This window comes from Bacillus sp. FSL M8-0256 (genome assembly GCF_038005765.1).
GTDB lineage: Bacteria > Bacillota > Bacilli > Bacillales > Bacillaceae > Bacillus > Bacillus safensis.
On the sequence record NZ_JBBOTU010000001.1, the window covers coordinates 2373934 to 2390318 of the forward strand.

Here is a 16385-nt window from a genome sequence, read left to right on the forward strand (position 1 = left end):
CCTTTTTTTCTTCTCTAAAATGTATGATGTGAGCCGTTAATTATGCCAAGCCGTTTCACTTATAGATCCCAACAAGAATAAACACGACACCAATGAAAATGAACACAAGCTTTGCATAGGATAGCTGCCCGGCAATTTGATAGATTCCAATCGTCATCGTGATAATAAAAATGAGCGGCCCGATGATTGCCAATATACTATTGATGACTACCGCTTTCCGTACATCATTGGTGATTAAAATAAGGATGGCTGCCGTCAGTTCAATGGCGGCGGATAAGAATCTCATGCCTGCCATTGCAGCGACTGACGGGTGTAGACCTGGGAGAAATTGTTTCATATAGAACCTCCAGCTTTTTTTACACTATATGCTTGACCAGCTGGAAGTAGTCTTGTTTTTCAGGAAGGAAGAGAGATGAATGAGAGAATTGAGAGAAGGCCTGCCTTGAGGAGTCATTTTTCCAATAAAATAAGACTGTAAACACGAGGTTTACAGTCTTTTTTCGTTCATTACGCTCTTGAAACGTATGAGCCGTCAGATGTATTAATCACTAGTTTATCTCCTTGGTTCACAAAGAAAGGAACGTTGACGATTAAACCAGTTTCAGTTTTTGCAGGTTTTGAGCCGCCTGATGTTGTGTCACCTTTAATACCAGGCTCTGTTTCTACTACTTCTAGTTCTACTGTGTTTGGAAGTTCTACTCCAAGAGTTTCAGCACCGTACATCACGATTTGAACAGACATATTTTCAAGCAAATATTTCAGCTCATCTTTAATTTGTGCTTCACTTAGTTCAAGCTGCTCATAAGAACTTGTATCCATGAAGACATGCTGATCGCCATTTGCATACAAGTATTGCATTGTTTTTGTTTCGATTTGTGCTTTCGCTACTTTTTCGCCTGCGCGGAATGTTTTTTCTTGAATGGCACCTGTACGCAGGTTACGCAGTTTCGAACGAACAAACGCTGCGCCTTTCCCTGGTTTTACGTGCTGAAAATCCACTACTCGCCAAATACCGCCGTCCACTTCAATTGTCAGGCCAGTACGAAAATCGTTTACTGAAATCATTTTGTCATCCTCCTACATTTCACCATCATAATATGATAAGTTCTTTCGGTGAGTGGGTCAATCGTTTATTGCCGTCAGCTGTCAGGACAATATCATCCTCAATTCTCACGCCGCCGACATCTGGCAAGTAAATCCCCGGCTCAACTGTGACGACCATTCCCTCTTCTAAGACGACCTCTGATCGTGAGGAAAGGCCTGGCGCTTCATGTACTTCCATACCTAGCCCGTGCCCGGTTGAATGCCCGAAGTATTGACCATAGCCATACTTTTCAATGATGTCTCGTGTGATGCGATCAGCTTCTTTTCCTGTTAAGCCTGGCTTGATTCTATCCACACCAGCGTTTTCTGCTTCTAATACGATATGATAAATTTCCTTTAGCTTGTCGCTTGGTGTTCCGACAGCAATCGTTCTTGTCATATCAGAACAATAGCCTTTATAGTAAGCACCAAAATCGAGTGTCACTAAATCACCAGATTCAATCACCTTTTCACTCGCTCTTCCGTGAGGCAGGCTTGAACGAACACCTGAGGCAACTATCATATCGAATGAAGATCCTTCAGCACCTTCTTTTCTCATGAAAAATTCAAGCTCGTTCATGACAGCAATTTCCGTCAGGCCCGGCTTGATGTAAGTGAGAATATGATCAAAGGCGTGATCTGCAATCTTCGCAGCTTCCTCTAATATCTTAATCTCTTCACTAGACTTAATCAAGCGCAACTTTTCAACTGATTCAGAGACTGGAACAAGCTCTATACCGCCTGCTTTGGCTGCGTACTGCTGATACGTGGCAAATGTCATATGGTTTTGTTCGAACCCAAGGCGTTTCACTCCAAATTCCTTTGCCGTTTGAGCAGCCGTTTCCACAATGTTTCCTTTATGTTCAATGATGTCATAGCCTTTGACTTGAGCCTTCGCTTGCTCTGTATAGCGGAAGTCCGTGATAAAAGCTGCCCGGTCCTTTGAAACGACAGCAAGACCGGCTGATCCGGTAAAGCTGGTCATATACTGTAAATTAAAACTGCTCGTAATGACAAGGCCATCGATATCTAATTCACTTAATAGTGCTCTTAGTTTTTCAAGTTTCATGATACTGCTCCCCCTTCACTGACTAAATAACGAATCGCCAATTTATACCCTTCTAAGCCAAGCCCAACGATTTGTCCTTGGCATACTGGAGCAAGTACAGAATGATGGCGGAATTCCTCTCTCTTATGAACATTTGTGATATGTACTTCAATGACTGATAAAGAAATACTTGCAATGGCATCTCTCAGCGCATAGCTGTAGTGGGTAAATGCACCCGGGTTAAACACGACACCATCGTATTGATCTTCTGCTTCATGGAGCGCATCAATCAAATCCCCTTCGTGATTTGATTGAAAGAACGTTAATTGGATGTTTGCTCGTTCTGCGAACTGGAACAAATCCGTCTCTAAATCTGTCAGCGTCTTACTTCCATAAACAGCAGGCTCTCTTTTGCCAAGCCTATTTAAATTGGGTCCATTCAGTACAAGAAAATGAGGCATATGACCACTCCTTCACCCTAATTCAATCTATATCGAGATCTGTTTCTTTTTCCTTAGAAACCTTTCGTTTCCAAAAATATTTTATCATATGAATAGGCGATTTACACTTTATTCTGTCTTTTTCCCGAGTGCCCTCGCAAGCTTCTGACTCGTCAATTCATTATATTCAAACGAAATGCTGAACCCGACAAACATGCCATATAAAATATATAGGCAAAATGTCGTGACAATAGTGCTTTGCTGCAACTCTTGTACTTGCTTTACATCTGGGAAAATGGGATTAAATACGTAAAAAACGAGCAGCCATAAAAGCCCGCCATATACTAAACCCATCCAAAAGCCTTTGATCCTTTTTAAAAGCCCAAAATAAATAAAGGCGGCTCCAATCGATAAAACTCCTAACAGCACAATACTGATAAAAGTACCAAGTCCTCCCTTTTTCCATTCTCCAAGCACAAATGGCTGAAGCAGCATATTGGGACTCACCTCTGAAAAATGAAACACATGGGTCAGAAACCCGATAAAGCCCCAAAAAACACCGCCGACAAAGCCTGTAGCAGCCGCTCTTGCCACAAGTGATGTCGTTTGCACGGACTGATTTTTTTCTTCTTGGTTTTTCTTTTCATCACGTTTCATTTGTGAACACCTCCAGCAAGTAGTATGTCCAAAATGTCATGAAAAAAAAGGATTTCCATGCGTGAGTGTAAAATTTTTAAAACAGGGTATACTGGCTAAAAAGAGGTAGATAGAATTCTAGTAGATAATCGACCTGTGAGCTAGTGATTTCCCCTCATTTCCTGTACAATAAAGGTATAAGGAAATGCATGTAAATTACAGGAAACAGGCAGGTTGATGAAATATGTCCAATCAAACAAAACCTCCAGCTTATGGAGGGCAGGCAGTTGTCGAAGGTGTCATGTTCGGAGGTAAGAAGAACTATGTGACAGCGATTCGGCGAAAGGACCAGTCCATTGAGTTTTTGAAGCTTCCCCGGACCTCCAATAAACGAACCGCCTTTCTCAAGAAAATCCCCTTTGTCAGGGGTGTTGCTGCACTTGTTGAAGCAAGCGCAAACGGCAGTAAGCACTTAAACTTCTCCAGTGAGCGATATGACTTAGATCCTTCTGAAGATCATACTCTTGAAAAAGAACAAAAAGGCTCGAAATTATCCATGATCTTCGGCATTGCTGTGATCGGAGTTCTCTCTCTACTCTTTAGTAAATTTGTCTTTACCCTGGTACCTGTCTTTTTAGCAGAGCTTGTGCGTCCCATCTTTTCAGGGAATTTCGCACAAATCGCAGTGGAAACATTCTTCAAATTGGTCCTTTTATTAGGCTATATTTACTTTATTTCCATGACCCCTTTAATTAAAAGAGTATTTCAATATCATGGGGCAGAACATAAAGTCATAAACTGCTATGAACAGAACCTTGACATCACAGTGGAAAATGTCCAAAAGCAATCCCGTCTGCATTATCGATGCGGCAGCAGCTTTATTTTATTCACTGTCATTGTCGGGATGTTCGTCTATTTACTCGTACCGACAGATCCTTTATGGGTGAGAGTTCTGAACCGCTTGGCACTTATTCCGGTTGTTCTCGGCATTTCATTTGAAGTGCTTCAATTCACGAACAAACTCCGAGAAGTGCCTGTGCTTAAAGTGCTTGGCTATCCTGGCCTTTGGCTGCAATTGCTCACAACAAAAGAACCTTCTGACGATCAAGTCGAGGTAGCCATTGCAAGTTTTAATGAACTTCTTCGTTTAGAGGAAGTATCTCTGAAACAAGCGTCAGATTCTGCTCATCAAGTGATCTAACTTATAAATCCGGTAAATTCCTTCGGAGGTGGACAGTTATGAATCGCCGAGTACATCCTGCTTTTACCATTATTTTCGCTTTAGGTGTTTTGGGATTTGTGTACTTACTCACAACGAACCCAGGCAGACTTTTTACCATGCTGCTGTCAGTTGTGATCATTGGAGCGGTTTTGTTTTTCCTATTTAGATGGCTGATGAATCGAAGAACTGGAACAGAGGGCAATCTTTATCGTAAAGCAGTCAAACAATCAAAACGTCGCTACCAGCAGCCTAAACCAAAAACGAAAAGCCAGATGAAAAATCGGGTCACTCATTTGCGAAGCGTGCCGACTGACCACAAGTCTAAGCCCGTCCTTCTCAAAAAGAAAAGCCAAACACATTTGACTGTGATTGAAGGCAAGAAAAACAAAAAGAAGAATCGCGCCTTATTTTAAAATGTCCAGCTTTTTAAAAATTGCTCGGCCTTCTGTCTGCCTAGATCGACGAGCGCCTTTTTCTTTTCTGTCATGAGTTGAAAATCAGTGGCAATGACGTGTTCTACAGGAATAAAAATAATATGACGTTCGTGTTTTGTGGCGATATGTCTTTCGTCATGAGCACCACGCATCGTTTCAAAAAGAGCGCCAAACAGTTCAAACGCATTGCGGATGGAGTGTTGAGGGCGTTCTTTTTCGTTTGGCGTTAATGTGACACCGACGAACGGTCTTTTTTTCTCTTCAGCAAACAGCCAAATTGGAAAATTGCTCAGCACTCCTCCATCTACAATGGTACAAATGCCTTTTGATGACTTCAGTTTGACAGGTTCGAAAAAATACGGCAGGCTGCAGCTCATTCGAATGGCCCTCGCCACGGAAAACCGTTCTGGATTTAATCCATATGAAGGAAGGTCGTCTGGCAGAACAAGGATTTTTCCATTCGTTAAATCGGACGCAACGATTTTCAGTGAATCTTTTTTGAGGTCTCCAAACACGGTGACCCCTTTTCGTTTTAGCACATCGGTCAGCCATTTTTCCAGCCGGTCTCCTTTATAAAGACCGAGACGCCAGTAAATGGATACCCACCTGAGCATTTTAAAGGGGATGAATTGACATCTCCTATCAAGCAATTGATGCTCATCCATTTCATCTAAAAGCGTTCGAATTTCCTGGCTTGTAAAACCTGCTGCGATGAGTGAAGCAATGATTGCTCCAGCACTTGTACCAGCAAGACGGACAAATTGAAATCCTCTCGCTTCAAGCGCTTCATAGGCACCTGCAAGCGCTGCCCCCTTAATGCCTCCACCTGAGAACACACCATCTATCTTCATCAAGGAGCCCCCTTTGATTTCACGCTAATAATAGTGTAGGAGCTTTTGCTTTCAATTAGAACTTTAATCAAAAAGGACACCCATGCTGAGGGTGTCCTTTTTGATTAAGATTCTTGATTTGTTTGTTCGTTTTTCTTTTGAATCGCTTTCAGCTGAACAGATCGCTCATCGTTTTCTTCAAAAAATTGAACGAGATCGCCGATGCGGTCAATACTGTTCCAGCTGAGATGATGTTCAATGCCTTCTACATCATCATAAATTTTCTCTTCATCTACACCAATGATTCTTAAAAATTGCTCTAGCAGTTCATGTCTGTATACGAGACGTTTTCCAATTTTTTTGCCTTTCGGGGTTAAAATTAGACCACGATACTTCTCATAAATGAGGTATTCATCTTTATCTAGCTTCTGAACCATTTTTGTTACAGAGGAGGGATGGACAGCGAGTGCTTCTGCAATATCAGAGACTCTGGCATATCCTTTATCTTCTATCAGCATATAAATTTGTTCAATGTAATCTTCCATACTAGGTGTAGTCATAAAACCCCTCCATAATGCACCTTTACTTAATAATCAACCCAATTCTACACCATCGTTCATTAAAAAACAAGGAGTGTCCTTCGGCTTAACGCTTGTAATTCCAATCATCTGAGGCATATTTCGTTTTTGCGAGATGATGGACAAACGCTAATTCTTCATCTGTCAGCTCATAAGGTTCAAGCTCAATATTTAATCCTTTTTCAAACCCTCTTTTAAACGCAGCACGCGCATCGTCTATTGTACATGTTCGGTCTGAGATTTCATTGATGGCAACCGCTTTGTTTTTAAAGCTTCGCTGCATCCGCTCTCTCACCCGGTCGTTTGGATAAAGGAACAAATCGAACAATTTGTCCTCATCAAGGTCAATTAAAATAGATCCATGCTGGAGAATGACACCTTTTTGTCTCGTCTGAGCACTGCCCGCTACCTTTCTTCCTTCTACAACAAGCTCGTACCAAGAAGGGGCATCAAAGCATACAGATGATCTTGGGTTCTTTAAGCTTTCCTTTTCTTTATCTGTACGAGGAATGGCAAAATACGCATCGAGTCCCAGCTCTTTAAAGCCCTCTAAAATGCCTTCTGAAATAACGCGGTACGCCTCTGTCACCGTCGCTGGCATTTCTGGATGTTCCTCTGACACAATCACGCTGTAGGTCAGCTCCTGGTCATGAAGTACTCCCCGTCCTCCGGTTGGTCTGCGGACAAATCCAAGACCATATCGCTTGACGGCTTCTAGGTTGATTTCTTTTTCAACGTTCTGAAAATACCCAACAGATAATGTCGCCGGATTCCATCCATAAAAGCGGATAACAGGCGGAATGAGCTTCTCGCTATGCCAATAAAGCAAGGCTTCGTCCATTGCCATGTTAAAGGCAGGGTCTTGGTTTCCTGAATCAATGAAACACCATTTCTCTTTTTGCATATAAAATCCCTTCTCTTTTACGTAGTCAATGTTAGATGATGGTGGTGACCACCGGTTTTCTCTCTTCATCAGTCTATCAAATAGGGACGGAATTGAAAATAATTCTTACCATTTATGATGACAAGTTTCTTATGCTTTACTATAATAGTATTTGTCTAAAACGTACCATCAGACAGGCTACTGTGCTGATGCTCAAGAAGGAGTCGAGTTGTATTGTCAATATTCAACTATATCGTCCTCGCACTTTGTGGACTTTTCGTTCTTTATTCCATCGGCAGCTACATTTATCAGCAGCGCATTATGAAAACGCTGACGGAAGAAGAATTTATTAAAGGTTACCGCAAAGCCCAGCTCATTGATGTAAGAGAGCCAAATGAGTTTGAAGGCGGACATATTTTAGGGGCAAGAAATATCCCCCTTTCCCAACTAAAGCAGCGCAAAAATGAAATACGTCCTGACAAGCCTGTTTATCTCTATTGTCAAAATAATTTTAGAAGCGGAAAAGCAGCCCAAACTTTACGTAAAAACGGCTGCCGTGAGATTTATAATTTAAAAGGCGGCTTTAAAAAATGGGGCGGCCGCATTAAAACGAAGAACTAACTAAAAAGACTCTGGGAGCATGATTCCCCCTGAGTCTTTTTTCTTTATTTTCTTTCAAAAACGAGAACTGGATTCCGTGCGGCCTTTGTTTCGTCCATACGTTTCACGACCGTTGTATGCGGCGCTTCCTGCACCACTTCAGGATTCTCTTCTGCTTCTTTCGCAATTTGAATCATTGCTTCGATGAATGCATCAAGTGTTTCTTTTGATTCTGTTTCAGTCGGTTCAATCATAATACATTCCTCTACATTGAGCGGGAAGTAGATCGTTGGCGGATGGTAGCCGAAATCAAGTAATCGTTTGGCAATATCCAGTGTCCGCACACCTAATTTTTTCTGACGTTTACCTGATAGCACAAATTCATGCTTACAGTGACGATCAAACGGCAAATCATAATGAGCACTTAAGCGGCGCATCATATAGTTCGCATTTAACACGGCATTATCGGTTACAGCCTTTAAGCCGTCTGGCCCCATAGAGCGGATGTACGCATAAGCTCTGACGTTAATGCCAAAGTTGCCATAGAATGGCTTCACGCGCCCAATTGATTCTGGACGGTCATGATCAAAGTAAAAACGGCCTTCCTTCTTCACAAGCAACGGCTTTGGCAAATAAGGAATTAATTCCTTTTTAACGCCAACAGGACCTGAGCCAGGACCTCCGCCTCCGTGCGGGCCTGTAAAGGTTTTGTGAAGATTTAAGTGGACAACGTCAAATCCCATATCTCCTGGTCTTGCTCTGCTTAAAACAGCGTTCAAGTTGGCTCCGTCATAATAAAGCTTACCGCCAGCTTCATGAACGATTTCAGCCATTTCTAAAATATTCTCTTCAAAGAGGCCTAGTGTATTCGGGTTTGTAAGCATTAAAGCAGCTGTTTCTTCATTAACAACGCGGCGTAAATCTTCTAAATCAACAAGCCCATTTTCGTCAGATGCGACGGTAATGGTTTCAAATCCAGCGACTGTCGCAGATGCCGGGTTCGTTCCATGGGCAGAATCAGGCACAATGACTTTTGTACGCTGATGATCTCCCCTTGCTTCATGATACGCACGGATCATCATGAGTCCCGTCCACTCGCCGTGTGCTCCTGCCGCAGGCTGTAATGTCACAGCGTCCATTCCCGTAATTTCTTCAAGATGTTCACCTAGATCGTATAGTAATTCTAATGCACCTTGCACAGTGTCTGCCTCTTGTAGCGGATGAACCTGCGAGAACCCTGCAAGGCGTGCAACCTTTTCATTAATCTTTGGATTATATTTCATCGTGCATGAGCCAAGAGGATAAAATCCGGAATCAACCCCATGATTGCGTCTTGATAATGCTGTATAATGACGCATAATATCAAGCTCAGATACTTCAGGAAGCTCAGCATCCTCATCCCGGATGTACGTCTCATCAAATAAAGACGGGATCTCCTGTTCAGGTACATCTAAATCAGGCAGGCTGTACCCTATTCTTCCTTCTTTAGATAATTCAAAAATAAGCGGCTGATCTTGTTTATTCATGGCGATCCCCCAATTCCTTGATAAACGTATCAATTTCTTCTTTTGTTCTAAGCTCTGTCACGGCTACAAGCATGTGCTGCTGAAGCTCTGGGTAGTCTAGCCCCAAGTCGTAGCCGCCGATGATTCCTTTTTCAAGCAATCGTTTATTGGCTTCTTTCACAGGCTCCTGTAACTTGATCACAAATTCATTAAAATGAGCCCCTTCTACATCCGCCTGCAGTCCATATTTTTCTGCCTGTTTTTTGGCATAGTGGGCTTTTTGCACGTTTTGATAGGCGATATCTTTTATGCCTGTTTTCCCTAGTGCCGTCATGGCAACAGAAGCAGCTAATGCATTTAATGCTTGGTTTGAGCAAATATTTGACGTCGCTTTATCTCTTCGAATGTGCTGCTCACGCGCTTGAAGGGTCAGAACAAATCCACGAACACCATTTTCATCTTCTGTCTGCCCGACTAAACGACCTGGCACTTTTCTCATCAACTTTTTCGTCACAGCAAAATATCCGCAGTGAGGTCCGCCAAATGCAGCCGGGATGCCAAACGGCTGCGCATCACCAACGACAATATCTGCCCCGAGTTTTCCAGGCGGCGTCAATAGTCCGAGTGCGAGGGGATTGCTAGAGACAATGAATAGGCTTTTTCCTTTATGTGCAATGGGTTCAATGTCTTTTAACGGCTCGACTACACCAAAAAAGTTTGGATATTGCACGAGAACTGCTGCTGTATCATCGCAGACCGCTTTTTCCAATGCAGCTAGATCTGTCTGCCCTTTTTTCGCAGGCACTTCAATAACTTCAATGTTTTGTCCTTTGGCGTATGTTTTCAGCACCGCTCTTGATTCAGGGTGAACCGTTTCAGAAACAACCACTTTTTTCTTCTTTATGTGTCCCGCAGCGAGCATTGCCGCTTCAGCCAGTGCCGTCCCGCCATCATACATCGAGGAGTTGGCAAGATCCATACCAGTCAGCTCAGCAATCATTGTTTGAAATTCAAAGATCGCTTGCAATTCACCTTGCGAAATCTCCGGCTGATAAGGTGTATACGCTGTATAAAATTCAGAACGTGAGATCACATGATCGACAATGACAGGCTGGTAATGATCATATACACCTGCACCAAGAAACGATGCATAGGAAACTGTATCCTTATTCTTTGCAGCTAGTCGGGATAATTCCCTGACAAGCGCTGTTTCAGATGCGGCTTCTTTGATTTTGTATGCTCCTTTGAATCTAACTTTCTCTGGGATATCTGAAAAAAGCTCATCAATCGACTGAACACCGATGACATCCAGCATTTCTTTTTGATCTTGCTCTGTTTGCGGCAAATACCTGTGCTTCATCCTCTGTTCCCCCTCGTTATTTGGCTCTTTTATAAAATGGTGTTGCGACAATTTTGGCTTTTAGACGTTTTTTGCGAACTTGTACCTCCACCTCTGATCCAAGCTCCGCCTCTGAGGTTTCGATCAAAGCAAGCCCGACATTTTTCTTTAATGTTGGGGATTGAGTGCCCGTTGTGACAATCCCAACCTGCTTTTCTCCTGAAAAGACTGGATAATCTGTACGCGGAATCCCTTTATCAATCATTTCAATGCCGACAAGCTTTCGCTTCAGTCCCTCTTCTTTTTGTTTTTTAAGTGCAGCTTTTCCGATAAAATCAGCTTCTTTATCCATTTTGACAGCAAAACCAATTCCGCCTTCTAATGGAGAGATATCCTTTGTCAGCTCCTGGCCGTAAAGCGGAAGTCTTGCTTCAAATCTCAAGGTGTCACGTGCACCGAGTCCGCATGGAATGAGTCCTTTTGGCTGCCCCGCTTCTAATAAAGCGGACCAAAGGTGGACCGCATCTTCTGACTGGCAGTAGATTTCAAAGCCATCTTCCCCTGTGTAGCCTGTTCTGGAAACGAGCACTTCTTTATTTGCGACCTCAGCTTTTGATAAAAATGTAAATGGCTTAAGCGATGTCACCTCTTCACCCGCCACCTCTTTGATGATGTCAGCTGCAAGAGGTCCTTGAAGCGCTAGCAAGGCGATTTGATCAGACATATTTTTGATCAATACATCATCCTTCTCTTGGTGCTTCAAAAGCCAATCCACGTCTTTATCGATATTTGATGCATTGATGACAAGCAAATAGTGATTCTTTTCTTTTTGGTAGACGAGCAGGTCATCTACCGTTCCGCCATCTTCATAACACATGGCTGTATATAGTGCCTTACCGTCTGTCAGCTTAGACACATCATTGGTTAATAACCTTTGTAAAAATGGAAGGGCATCTTGACCTTTGACGTCCACCTCACCCATGTGAGACACATCAAAAAGCCCTGCTTTTGTTCGAACAGCTTCATGTTCTTCTTTAATGGAAGAAAATTGGACAGGTAATTCCCAGCCCCCGAAGTCAATGGTTTTTGCGCCAAACGTTTCATACGCATGAAAAAGCGGTGTTCGTTTCAACATCAATCGTTTCCCCCTTTTTTCTCACAGTGCAAATGCAAGCTGAATTTTCAGAAAAAAATCACAGCAAAAAAGGACAGAGCGCTCCCTTTTATCAAAAAGAAGTCTCTGTCCTTGCACCTGAAAGTTTACAGCACAATATCATTGTGCGTTTTCCCCTTTGGTGGTTTGCTAAAACCCTTAAGCAAACACTCTCCAGAGTTGCGTCCGGTAAGAGTACTTTTGCCTGAGAGATTCACTGAATCATTCAGCTTGCTCCTTCGGCGCCTGCCAGTGCAAAATAACCGCCAAGTCTCTCCCCATACCATCATCCGCTCATATTTTTCACATTTATTGGACATACTATCAAAATGGGTGACTTATTTTCTAGATCACTTATCAACATCCTACCATTAGAAATGGATGAAGAGCAACAGAAAAATCATTAACATTTTTAAAATAACCCTTCGATATCGTTCGCTTTTATTCATATATCTAGTCTTTTAGAGACCTCCAAAAAAATGAAGCGTTTAAAAACAGAACAATTTTATCAGATCCTACTAGAAAGAAAGGCAGGCGACCACATTGAATATTCAAACGATTTTTGATCAGGAATGGGCAAATGAATTTCAGCAGCGGCTTTCAGCAGACGGCCCCTGGGCGAACTGGGATATGTATCGTTTAGCGACGCAGGTTCAAAAAGTCACAGCCATTGATTCATTCGAGGGACTGCAAGCTCCCGCGCACCTGCCTGCATTCACACCTTTAAAGCACCAGCTCGAAGTAGCCAGAAGAGTCGTAGAAGAAATGAATGGGAAAGCCATTCTAGCAGATGAAGTGGGACTTGGAAAAACCGTAGAAGCAGGACTCATTATCAAAGAATACATGATTCGTGGACTTGCCAAAAAGATTCTCATTCTCGTCCCCGCCTCCCTTGTGTCTCAGTGGGTACAGGAGCTGCGGACGAAATTTTATATTGATGCTGTTGAACAAAAAAAGAGCTATGTGTGGGAACAGTGTGACGTTGTCGTTTCCTCTATTGACACAGCCAAAAGACAGCCGCATCGAGACACGATTTTATCGATTGCCTACGATATGGTCATTATCGATGAAGCACACAAACTGAAAAACAATAAAACGAAAAACTATGAATTTGTGAGAAACCTGAATAAGAAGCTCTGCCTGCTGCTGACAGCCACACCTATTCAAAACCGGATCGGAGAAATATTTAATCTTGTTTCCCTTCTGAAGCCAGGCCACCTAGGAAATGAACATCAATTTAAAGATATCTTTGCCAAAAAAGACTTGCAGCTTGAAGACCATGACCGATTAAAACAGCTCGTCAATAAAGTGATGATTCGAAACCGAAGACAAGACACAGGCATCGAGTGGACAAAACGGCATGTCAAAACGATTTCCATTGATTTCTCTCCGACAGAACAAGCCTTGTATGATGAAATCTGCAAGCTGAAAGAGAATCCGTCTTATACAAAGCATATGTTTTCCATTATGACCTTGGAACGAGAATGCTGTTCAAGCCGTGAAGCAGTTTATATGACGATTAAAAAAATGCAGGAAGAAGAAAAGCATATTCTCGGATCTTCTGCTATAACGCAAATCATGGAGAAAATCAATCAAGTGGAGCAAAACTCAAAGGCGCTTGAAGTGGTCAAACTCATTCAGCAGTTAAATGAGAAGGTCATTATTTTCACCGAATACCGCGCCACACAAATTTATTTACAATGGTTTCTACAGCAAAATGGCATCAGCTCCGTGCCATTTCGGGGCGGCTTTAAGCGGGGCAAAAAAGATTGGATGAAAGATTTATTCAGAGAACGGGCGCAAGTGTTAATTGCGACAGAAGCTGGCGGCGAAGGGATCAACCTTCAGTTTTGTAACCAAATCATTAACTACGACCTCCCGTGGAACCCGATGCGTTTAGAACAGAGAATTGGACGTATCCACCGCCTTGGCCAAGAGCGAGATGTCCACATTTACAATATGGCAACGAGCGGAACAGTTGAAGAGCATATTTTAAAGCTTTTATATGAAAAAATTCAGCTGTTTGAAAACGTCATAGGCGATTTAGATGATATTTTAACAAGAATTGATATTAAAGATGTCGAAACAGAATTGCATCAAATCCTCTTCCAGCATGAACCAGGCGGAGACATGAAAAAGAAATTAACCCAGTTTGCTTCTTATTTAACTGAAGCACAAACACCACTTTTAGAAAAAAGACAGCAAGGCTCATAAAGGAGAGTTGATCAATGGAGCAGCATGACATTCACACCTTTCTTCTCCGTTTTTTCAAGGCGAATCAATGCAGCATATTAGAAGAAAGTGCAGGACATATGACCGTACAGCTGACAATTGAAATGGATAAATTGATTATGAACCGTCCTTTTTATTGGCACTGGCTTGAAAAAACTGGCGGTGTACCTGAACCGCGGCAATTGACTTTGATCACAGATCAAAAAAAAGCGGGTGATACGATCAGTGGTGAATTTATCCATTTCGGCTCCCCCCGGTTATTTCAAATATTTGAGGCGGTCAAAGAGCAGGGCCGTTTTATCCGGCTTTATGAACGAGTCAGCCCGCTCACGAACAACCAGATCGCCCTTGAGCCATGGCTTGGTCTCAATGTAAAAATTTCTTACCTTGCAGACCGGAAGAAGGATAAGCTTTTATCATTAGGCCTTCATCTCATTCGCGGAGAAGTCATTGAACAATTTCAAGAGAAGCTGGAAGCTCGTGAGCTGTCGTCTCAAATTCCCGATTATTGCTTTACGATGAGCACAATGATTAAGCCAGAGAGCGGAATCAAACGGCTCTACAGCCTTATGGAGCATTATGCCCATGAGGAGCCGGACGACTGGGCAGTGCGCGCCGTTCAAAAATGGAAGGAAGACTTCGAACTTTTAAACCAATTTTATGAAGGGACTTCAGACACATCTGTAGAATATGAAATAGAAAGACAAGCACTCAAAACTTTATACGAACCAAAAATCAGTCTTACGATTGAAAATGGCGGACTTTTTTACTTACAGCAAAAAAGAGGAGGTTGACTCATGGTCCCCTCCCTTTTATGTGACATACAATTTTCGATCAGTCTAAAGCTAAGTTTGTCTGTTTGTATTGGGCGGAAACATGACGCAAGCAAACTATGAGGTCTTACCACCTATGTCTTTCCATTTCATGCGTTAAGTGCCTGAAATACATGATTCAGTATTTTAGGAGGGTATTTGTATGGAAAAGAAAACGAACAAATTAGACAGTGAATGGGTTCAATTATTACGCGAAGCTCGCAAGGCAGGACTAACAGTTGAAGAAGTCCGTCATTTCCTCAAATCAAATGAAAAGTCCTCTGAGTCTCCCCCTCTGGTAAGAAGTCATTCTATCAAACCTTTCTGAATGTGCTATAATATCGAAAGGAAGGTGATGACATTGATTGGCCAGCGTATTAAACAATACCGCAATGAAAAAGGCTACTCACTATCAGAACTGGCCGAAAAGGCTGGGGTAGCGAAGTCTTATTTAAGCTCAATAGAAAGAAACTTGCAAACAAACCCCTCCATTCAATTTCTTGAAAAAGTCTCCGCTGTTCTGGACGTCTCGGTTCATACACTTTTAAACGAAAAAGATGAAACCGAATACGATGGTCAATTAGATAGTGAATGGGAAAAACTAGTTCGAGATGCAATGACATCAGGGGTTTCGAAAAAGCAATTTCGTGAATTTTTAGATTATCAAATCTGGAGAAAAAAGCAAGAAGAGGAGTAAAGCGCACGTTTTAGCGCATACTCCTCCAATTGCTATGCAGACCTTGATATCAGCCTAAAGACTGGCTTTATTTTTTATCTTCGCTGTGTGCTTTTTCGTTTTCTTTCACGTAGCCTTTTTCATCCGTATGCTTTTTTGGATTGATCGTTAAACCATTCCACTGAGTCGCTTCGAAGGAAAGATCAATTTGAATCGCATCGCCTTGGTATTTATTTTGGATATAGTGACCAGCTTTATCCTTCGTCTGGTCATTGATAAATTCAATGATCATTTCCATTTTATCGTAATCAAACGGATTCTTTGGAATGCCGTCATACTCTGGAGCCACTGTTCCATCAACAGTTGCTACATTAATTTTCCCACTTTCATGTAAAAACTTCTCATCGACGGCATGACGAAGCTTTTCAAATGCGGTCTGATCCTGTTTTGACGTTAATTGATGCAAGTCAAGCAGGTTTGCATGGTCTAAAATAATATTTTTCGGATAACCATTTCCACCTTCGGCTCCAACCGTAAGAACACTCACCTGAAACTGGCTGAGAAATTCTTCAGCTGTATTTTTACTGCCATTCTTCGCGGAAGATCCATCTGTAAACTGGCTGTAATCAAGACTCATCAGCACTTGGTTTATCGCTAGTGATCCCTTATTATCAAAATGAAATTCTTTCTTGATCCGATCACCAGGTTTTAAGTTCGAAAGGTTGATGGCGCCGGAGTTCTCTTTAGCAGATAAATCCAGCTCTCCTGTCGAGTAGACCGCGTTTGCCTTTTCAATATCATTAAACGCCGCCCATGTTCCCCCGCCAATTAATGCAAGACCTAAAGCCCCTGATAATACACCTAAACGAATTGATTTCTTCATTGCCATGAATAAACCCCCTAATATATTGTTT

The 16385-nt window shown here is 42.3% G+C and carries 19 protein-coding genes and 2 riboswitches; of the genes, 7 read left to right on the forward strand and 12 right to left on the reverse strand.

What is annotated here, in order from left to right; all coding sequences use genetic code 11:
* Positions 1-55: 55 nt before the first annotated feature.
* The 5 genes from NSQ76_RS12115 to NSQ76_RS12135 form a co-directional block, all read right to left on the reverse strand.
* Positions 56-337, reverse strand: coding sequence for a YqhV family protein (locus NSQ76_RS12115; RefSeq protein WP_024422953.1), 282 nt, complete (start codon positions 335-337; stop codon positions 56-58).
* A gap of 170 nt (positions 338-507) precedes the next feature.
* Positions 508-1065: an elongation factor P gene (gene efp, locus NSQ76_RS12120; protein WP_024422954.1), complete on the reverse strand. Its 558-nt coding sequence runs from the start codon at positions 1063-1065 to the stop codon at positions 508-510.
* 25 nt (positions 1066-1090) lie between these two features.
* Positions 1091-2152 (reverse strand): M24 family metallopeptidase, encoded by a 1062-nt coding sequence (locus NSQ76_RS12125; protein ID WP_341054015.1) that lies wholly within the window; start codon positions 2150-2152, stop codon positions 1091-1093.
* Entirely contained in the window at positions 2149-2592 is a 444-nt protein-coding gene (gene aroQ, locus NSQ76_RS12130) for a type II 3-dehydroquinate dehydratase (protein WP_024422956.1), read from the reverse strand. The genes NSQ76_RS12125 and aroQ overlap by 4 nt, the downstream gene beginning before the upstream one ends.
* A 108-nt stretch (positions 2593-2700) precedes the next feature.
* Positions 2701-3228: a YqhR family membrane protein gene (locus NSQ76_RS12135; RefSeq protein WP_341054018.1), complete on the reverse strand. Its 528-nt coding sequence runs from the start codon at positions 3226-3228 to the stop codon at positions 2701-2703.
* A 223-nt stretch (positions 3229-3451) separates the two neighbouring features.
* On the opposite strand from NSQ76_RS12135, the gene NSQ76_RS12140 reads away from it, so the two are divergent.
* The gene (locus tag NSQ76_RS12140; protein ID WP_024427999.1) at positions 3452-4408 is read left to right on the forward strand and encodes a DUF1385 domain-containing protein; all 957 of its coding nucleotides are present in this window, start codon (positions 3452-3454) and stop codon (positions 4406-4408) included.
* 38 nt (positions 4409-4446) lie between these two features.
* Positions 4447-4842: an SA1362 family protein gene (locus tag NSQ76_RS12145; protein WP_024422959.1), complete on the forward strand. Its 396-nt coding sequence runs from the start codon at positions 4447-4449 to the stop codon at positions 4840-4842.
* Here NSQ76_RS12145 and NSQ76_RS12150 read toward each other — a convergent pair.
* The 3 genes from NSQ76_RS12150 to NSQ76_RS12160 form a co-directional block, all read right to left on the reverse strand.
* Positions 4839-5714 carry a patatin-like phospholipase family protein gene (locus tag NSQ76_RS12150; RefSeq protein ID WP_024422960.1) on the reverse strand — a complete coding sequence of 292 codons (876 nt, stop codon included), beginning with the start codon at positions 5712-5714 and terminating at the stop codon, positions 4839-4841. The genes NSQ76_RS12145 and NSQ76_RS12150 overlap by 4 nt on opposite strands.
* Positions 5715-5818: 104 nt before the next feature.
* A complete protein-coding gene (gene mntR / locus NSQ76_RS12155; RefSeq protein ID WP_024422961.1) occupies positions 5819-6253 on the reverse strand; it encodes a transcriptional regulator MntR in 435 nt (144 codons plus the stop codon).
* Positions 6254-6338: 85 nt separating this feature from the next.
* Positions 6339-7175 (reverse strand): lipoate--protein ligase family protein, encoded by an 837-nt coding sequence (locus NSQ76_RS12160; protein WP_024422962.1) that lies wholly within the window; start codon positions 7173-7175, stop codon positions 6339-6341.
* A 219-nt stretch (positions 7176-7394) separates the two neighbouring features.
* Here NSQ76_RS12160 and NSQ76_RS12165 point away from each other — a divergent pair, with 219 nt between their 5' ends.
* Entirely contained in the window at positions 7395-7775 is a 381-nt protein-coding gene (locus NSQ76_RS12165; RefSeq protein WP_087978357.1) for a rhodanese-like domain-containing protein, read from the forward strand.
* Between the two features lie 44 nt (positions 7776-7819).
* Here the strand turns inward: NSQ76_RS12165 and gcvPB are convergent, their stop codons facing one another.
* Genes gcvPB through gcvT form a run of 3 tightly spaced genes read right to left on the reverse strand, consistent with a single transcriptional unit; the run spans position 7820 to position 11733 of the window.
* Entirely contained in the window at positions 7820-9280 is a 1461-nt protein-coding gene (gene gcvPB, locus NSQ76_RS12170) for an aminomethyl-transferring glycine dehydrogenase subunit GcvPB (RefSeq protein WP_135032088.1), read from the reverse strand.
* Positions 9273-10619 carry an aminomethyl-transferring glycine dehydrogenase subunit GcvPA gene (gcvPA, locus tag NSQ76_RS12175; RefSeq protein WP_135032086.1) on the reverse strand — a complete coding sequence of 449 codons (1347 nt, stop codon included), beginning with the start codon at positions 10617-10619 and terminating at the stop codon, positions 9273-9275. The genes gcvPB and gcvPA overlap by 8 nt, the downstream gene beginning before the upstream one ends.
* A 16-nt stretch (positions 10620-10635) precedes the next feature.
* Positions 10636-11733 carry a glycine cleavage system aminomethyltransferase GcvT gene (gcvT, locus tag NSQ76_RS12180; protein ID WP_135032084.1) on the reverse strand — a complete coding sequence of 366 codons (1098 nt, stop codon included), beginning with the start codon at positions 11731-11733 and terminating at the stop codon, positions 10636-10638.
* 103 nt (positions 11734-11836) lie between these two features.
* Positions 11837-11931, reverse strand: a riboswitch (glycine riboswitch).
* 3 nt (positions 11932-11934) lie between these two features.
* Positions 11935-12041, reverse strand: a riboswitch (glycine riboswitch).
* Between the two features lie 253 nt (positions 12042-12294).
* Here gcvT and NSQ76_RS12185 point away from each other — a divergent pair.
* The 4 genes from NSQ76_RS12185 to sinR all read left to right on the forward strand — a co-directional run bounded on the left by NSQ76_RS12185 (position 12295) and on the right by sinR (position 15492).
* Complete coding sequence (locus NSQ76_RS12185; RefSeq protein WP_341054027.1) at positions 12295-13965, forward strand: DEAD/DEAH box helicase; 1671 nt, start codon at positions 12295-12297, stop codon at positions 13963-13965.
* Between the two features lie 14 nt (positions 13966-13979).
* Positions 13980-14777, forward strand: coding sequence for a YqhG family protein (locus NSQ76_RS12190; protein ID WP_024427993.1), 798 nt, complete (start codon positions 13980-13982; stop codon positions 14775-14777).
* A gap of 181 nt (positions 14778-14958) precedes the next feature.
* Positions 14959-15123: an anti-repressor SinI family protein gene (locus NSQ76_RS12195; RefSeq protein ID WP_073206269.1), complete on the forward strand. Its 165-nt coding sequence runs from the start codon at positions 14959-14961 to the stop codon at positions 15121-15123.
* Positions 15124-15156: 33 nt separating this feature from the next.
* The gene (sinR, locus tag NSQ76_RS12200; RefSeq protein ID WP_024422969.1) at positions 15157-15492 is read left to right on the forward strand and encodes a transcriptional regulator SinR; all 336 of its coding nucleotides are present in this window, start codon (positions 15157-15159) and stop codon (positions 15490-15492) included.
* Positions 15493-15559: 67 nt separating this feature from the next.
* Here the strand turns inward: sinR and tasA are convergent, their stop codons facing one another.
* Positions 15560-16360, reverse strand: coding sequence for a biofilm matrix protein TasA (gene tasA, locus NSQ76_RS12205; RefSeq protein WP_098677431.1), 801 nt, complete (start codon positions 16358-16360; stop codon positions 15560-15562).
* Between the last annotated feature and the right edge of the window lie 25 nt (positions 16361-16385).

What these genes read in the sequence shown, in the direction of transcription:
- NSQ76_RS12115 (WP_024422953.1), bottom strand. Translation starts at nt 337, where the DNA reads ATGAAACAATTTCTCCCAGGTCTACACCCGTCAGTCGCTGCAATGGCA.
- efp (WP_024422954.1), bottom strand. Translation starts at nt 1,065, where the DNA reads ATGATTTCAGTAAACGATTTTCGTACTGGCCTGACAATTGAAGTGGAC.
- NSQ76_RS12125 (WP_341054015.1), bottom strand. Translation starts at nt 2,152, where the DNA reads ATGAAACTTGAAAAACTAAGAGCACTATTAAGTGAATTAGATATCGAT.
- aroQ (WP_024422956.1), bottom strand. Translation starts at nt 2,592, where the DNA reads ATGCCTCATTTTCTTGTACTGAATGGACCCAATTTAAATAGGCTTGGC.
- NSQ76_RS12135 (WP_341054018.1), bottom strand. Translation starts at nt 3,228, where the DNA reads ATGAAACGTGATGAAAAGAAAAACCAAGAAGAAAAAAATCAGTCCGTG.
- NSQ76_RS12140 (WP_024427999.1), top strand. Translation starts at nt 3,452, where the DNA reads ATGTCCAATCAAACAAAACCTCCAGCTTATGGAGGGCAGGCAGTTGTC.
- NSQ76_RS12145 (WP_024422959.1), top strand. Translation starts at nt 4,447, where the DNA reads ATGAATCGCCGAGTACATCCTGCTTTTACCATTATTTTCGCTTTAGGT.
- NSQ76_RS12150 (WP_024422960.1), bottom strand. Translation starts at nt 5,714, where the DNA reads ATGAAGATAGATGGTGTGTTCTCAGGTGGAGGCATTAAGGGGGCAGCG.
- mntR (WP_024422961.1), bottom strand. Translation starts at nt 6,253, where the DNA reads ATGACTACACCTAGTATGGAAGATTACATTGAACAAATTTATATGCTG.
- NSQ76_RS12160 (WP_024422962.1), bottom strand. Translation starts at nt 7,175, where the DNA reads ATGCAAAAAGAGAAATGGTGTTTCATTGATTCAGGAAACCAAGACCCT.
- gcvPB (WP_135032088.1), bottom strand. Translation starts at nt 9,280, where the DNA reads ATGAATAAACAAGATCAGCCGCTTATTTTTGAATTATCTAAAGAAGGA.
- gcvPA (WP_135032086.1), bottom strand. Translation starts at nt 10,619, where the DNA reads ATGAAGCACAGGTATTTGCCGCAAACAGAGCAAGATCAAAAAGAAATG.
- gcvT (WP_135032084.1), bottom strand. Translation starts at nt 11,733, where the DNA reads ATGTTGAAACGAACACCGCTTTTTCATGCGTATGAAACGTTTGGCGCA.
- NSQ76_RS12190 (WP_024427993.1), top strand. Translation starts at nt 13,980, where the DNA reads ATGGAGCAGCATGACATTCACACCTTTCTTCTCCGTTTTTTCAAGGCG.
- NSQ76_RS12195 (WP_073206269.1), top strand. Translation starts at nt 14,959, where the DNA reads ATGGAAAAGAAAACGAACAAATTAGACAGTGAATGGGTTCAATTATTA.
- tasA (WP_098677431.1), bottom strand. Translation starts at nt 16,360, where the DNA reads ATGGCAATGAAGAAATCAATTCGTTTAGGTGTATTATCAGGGGCTTTA.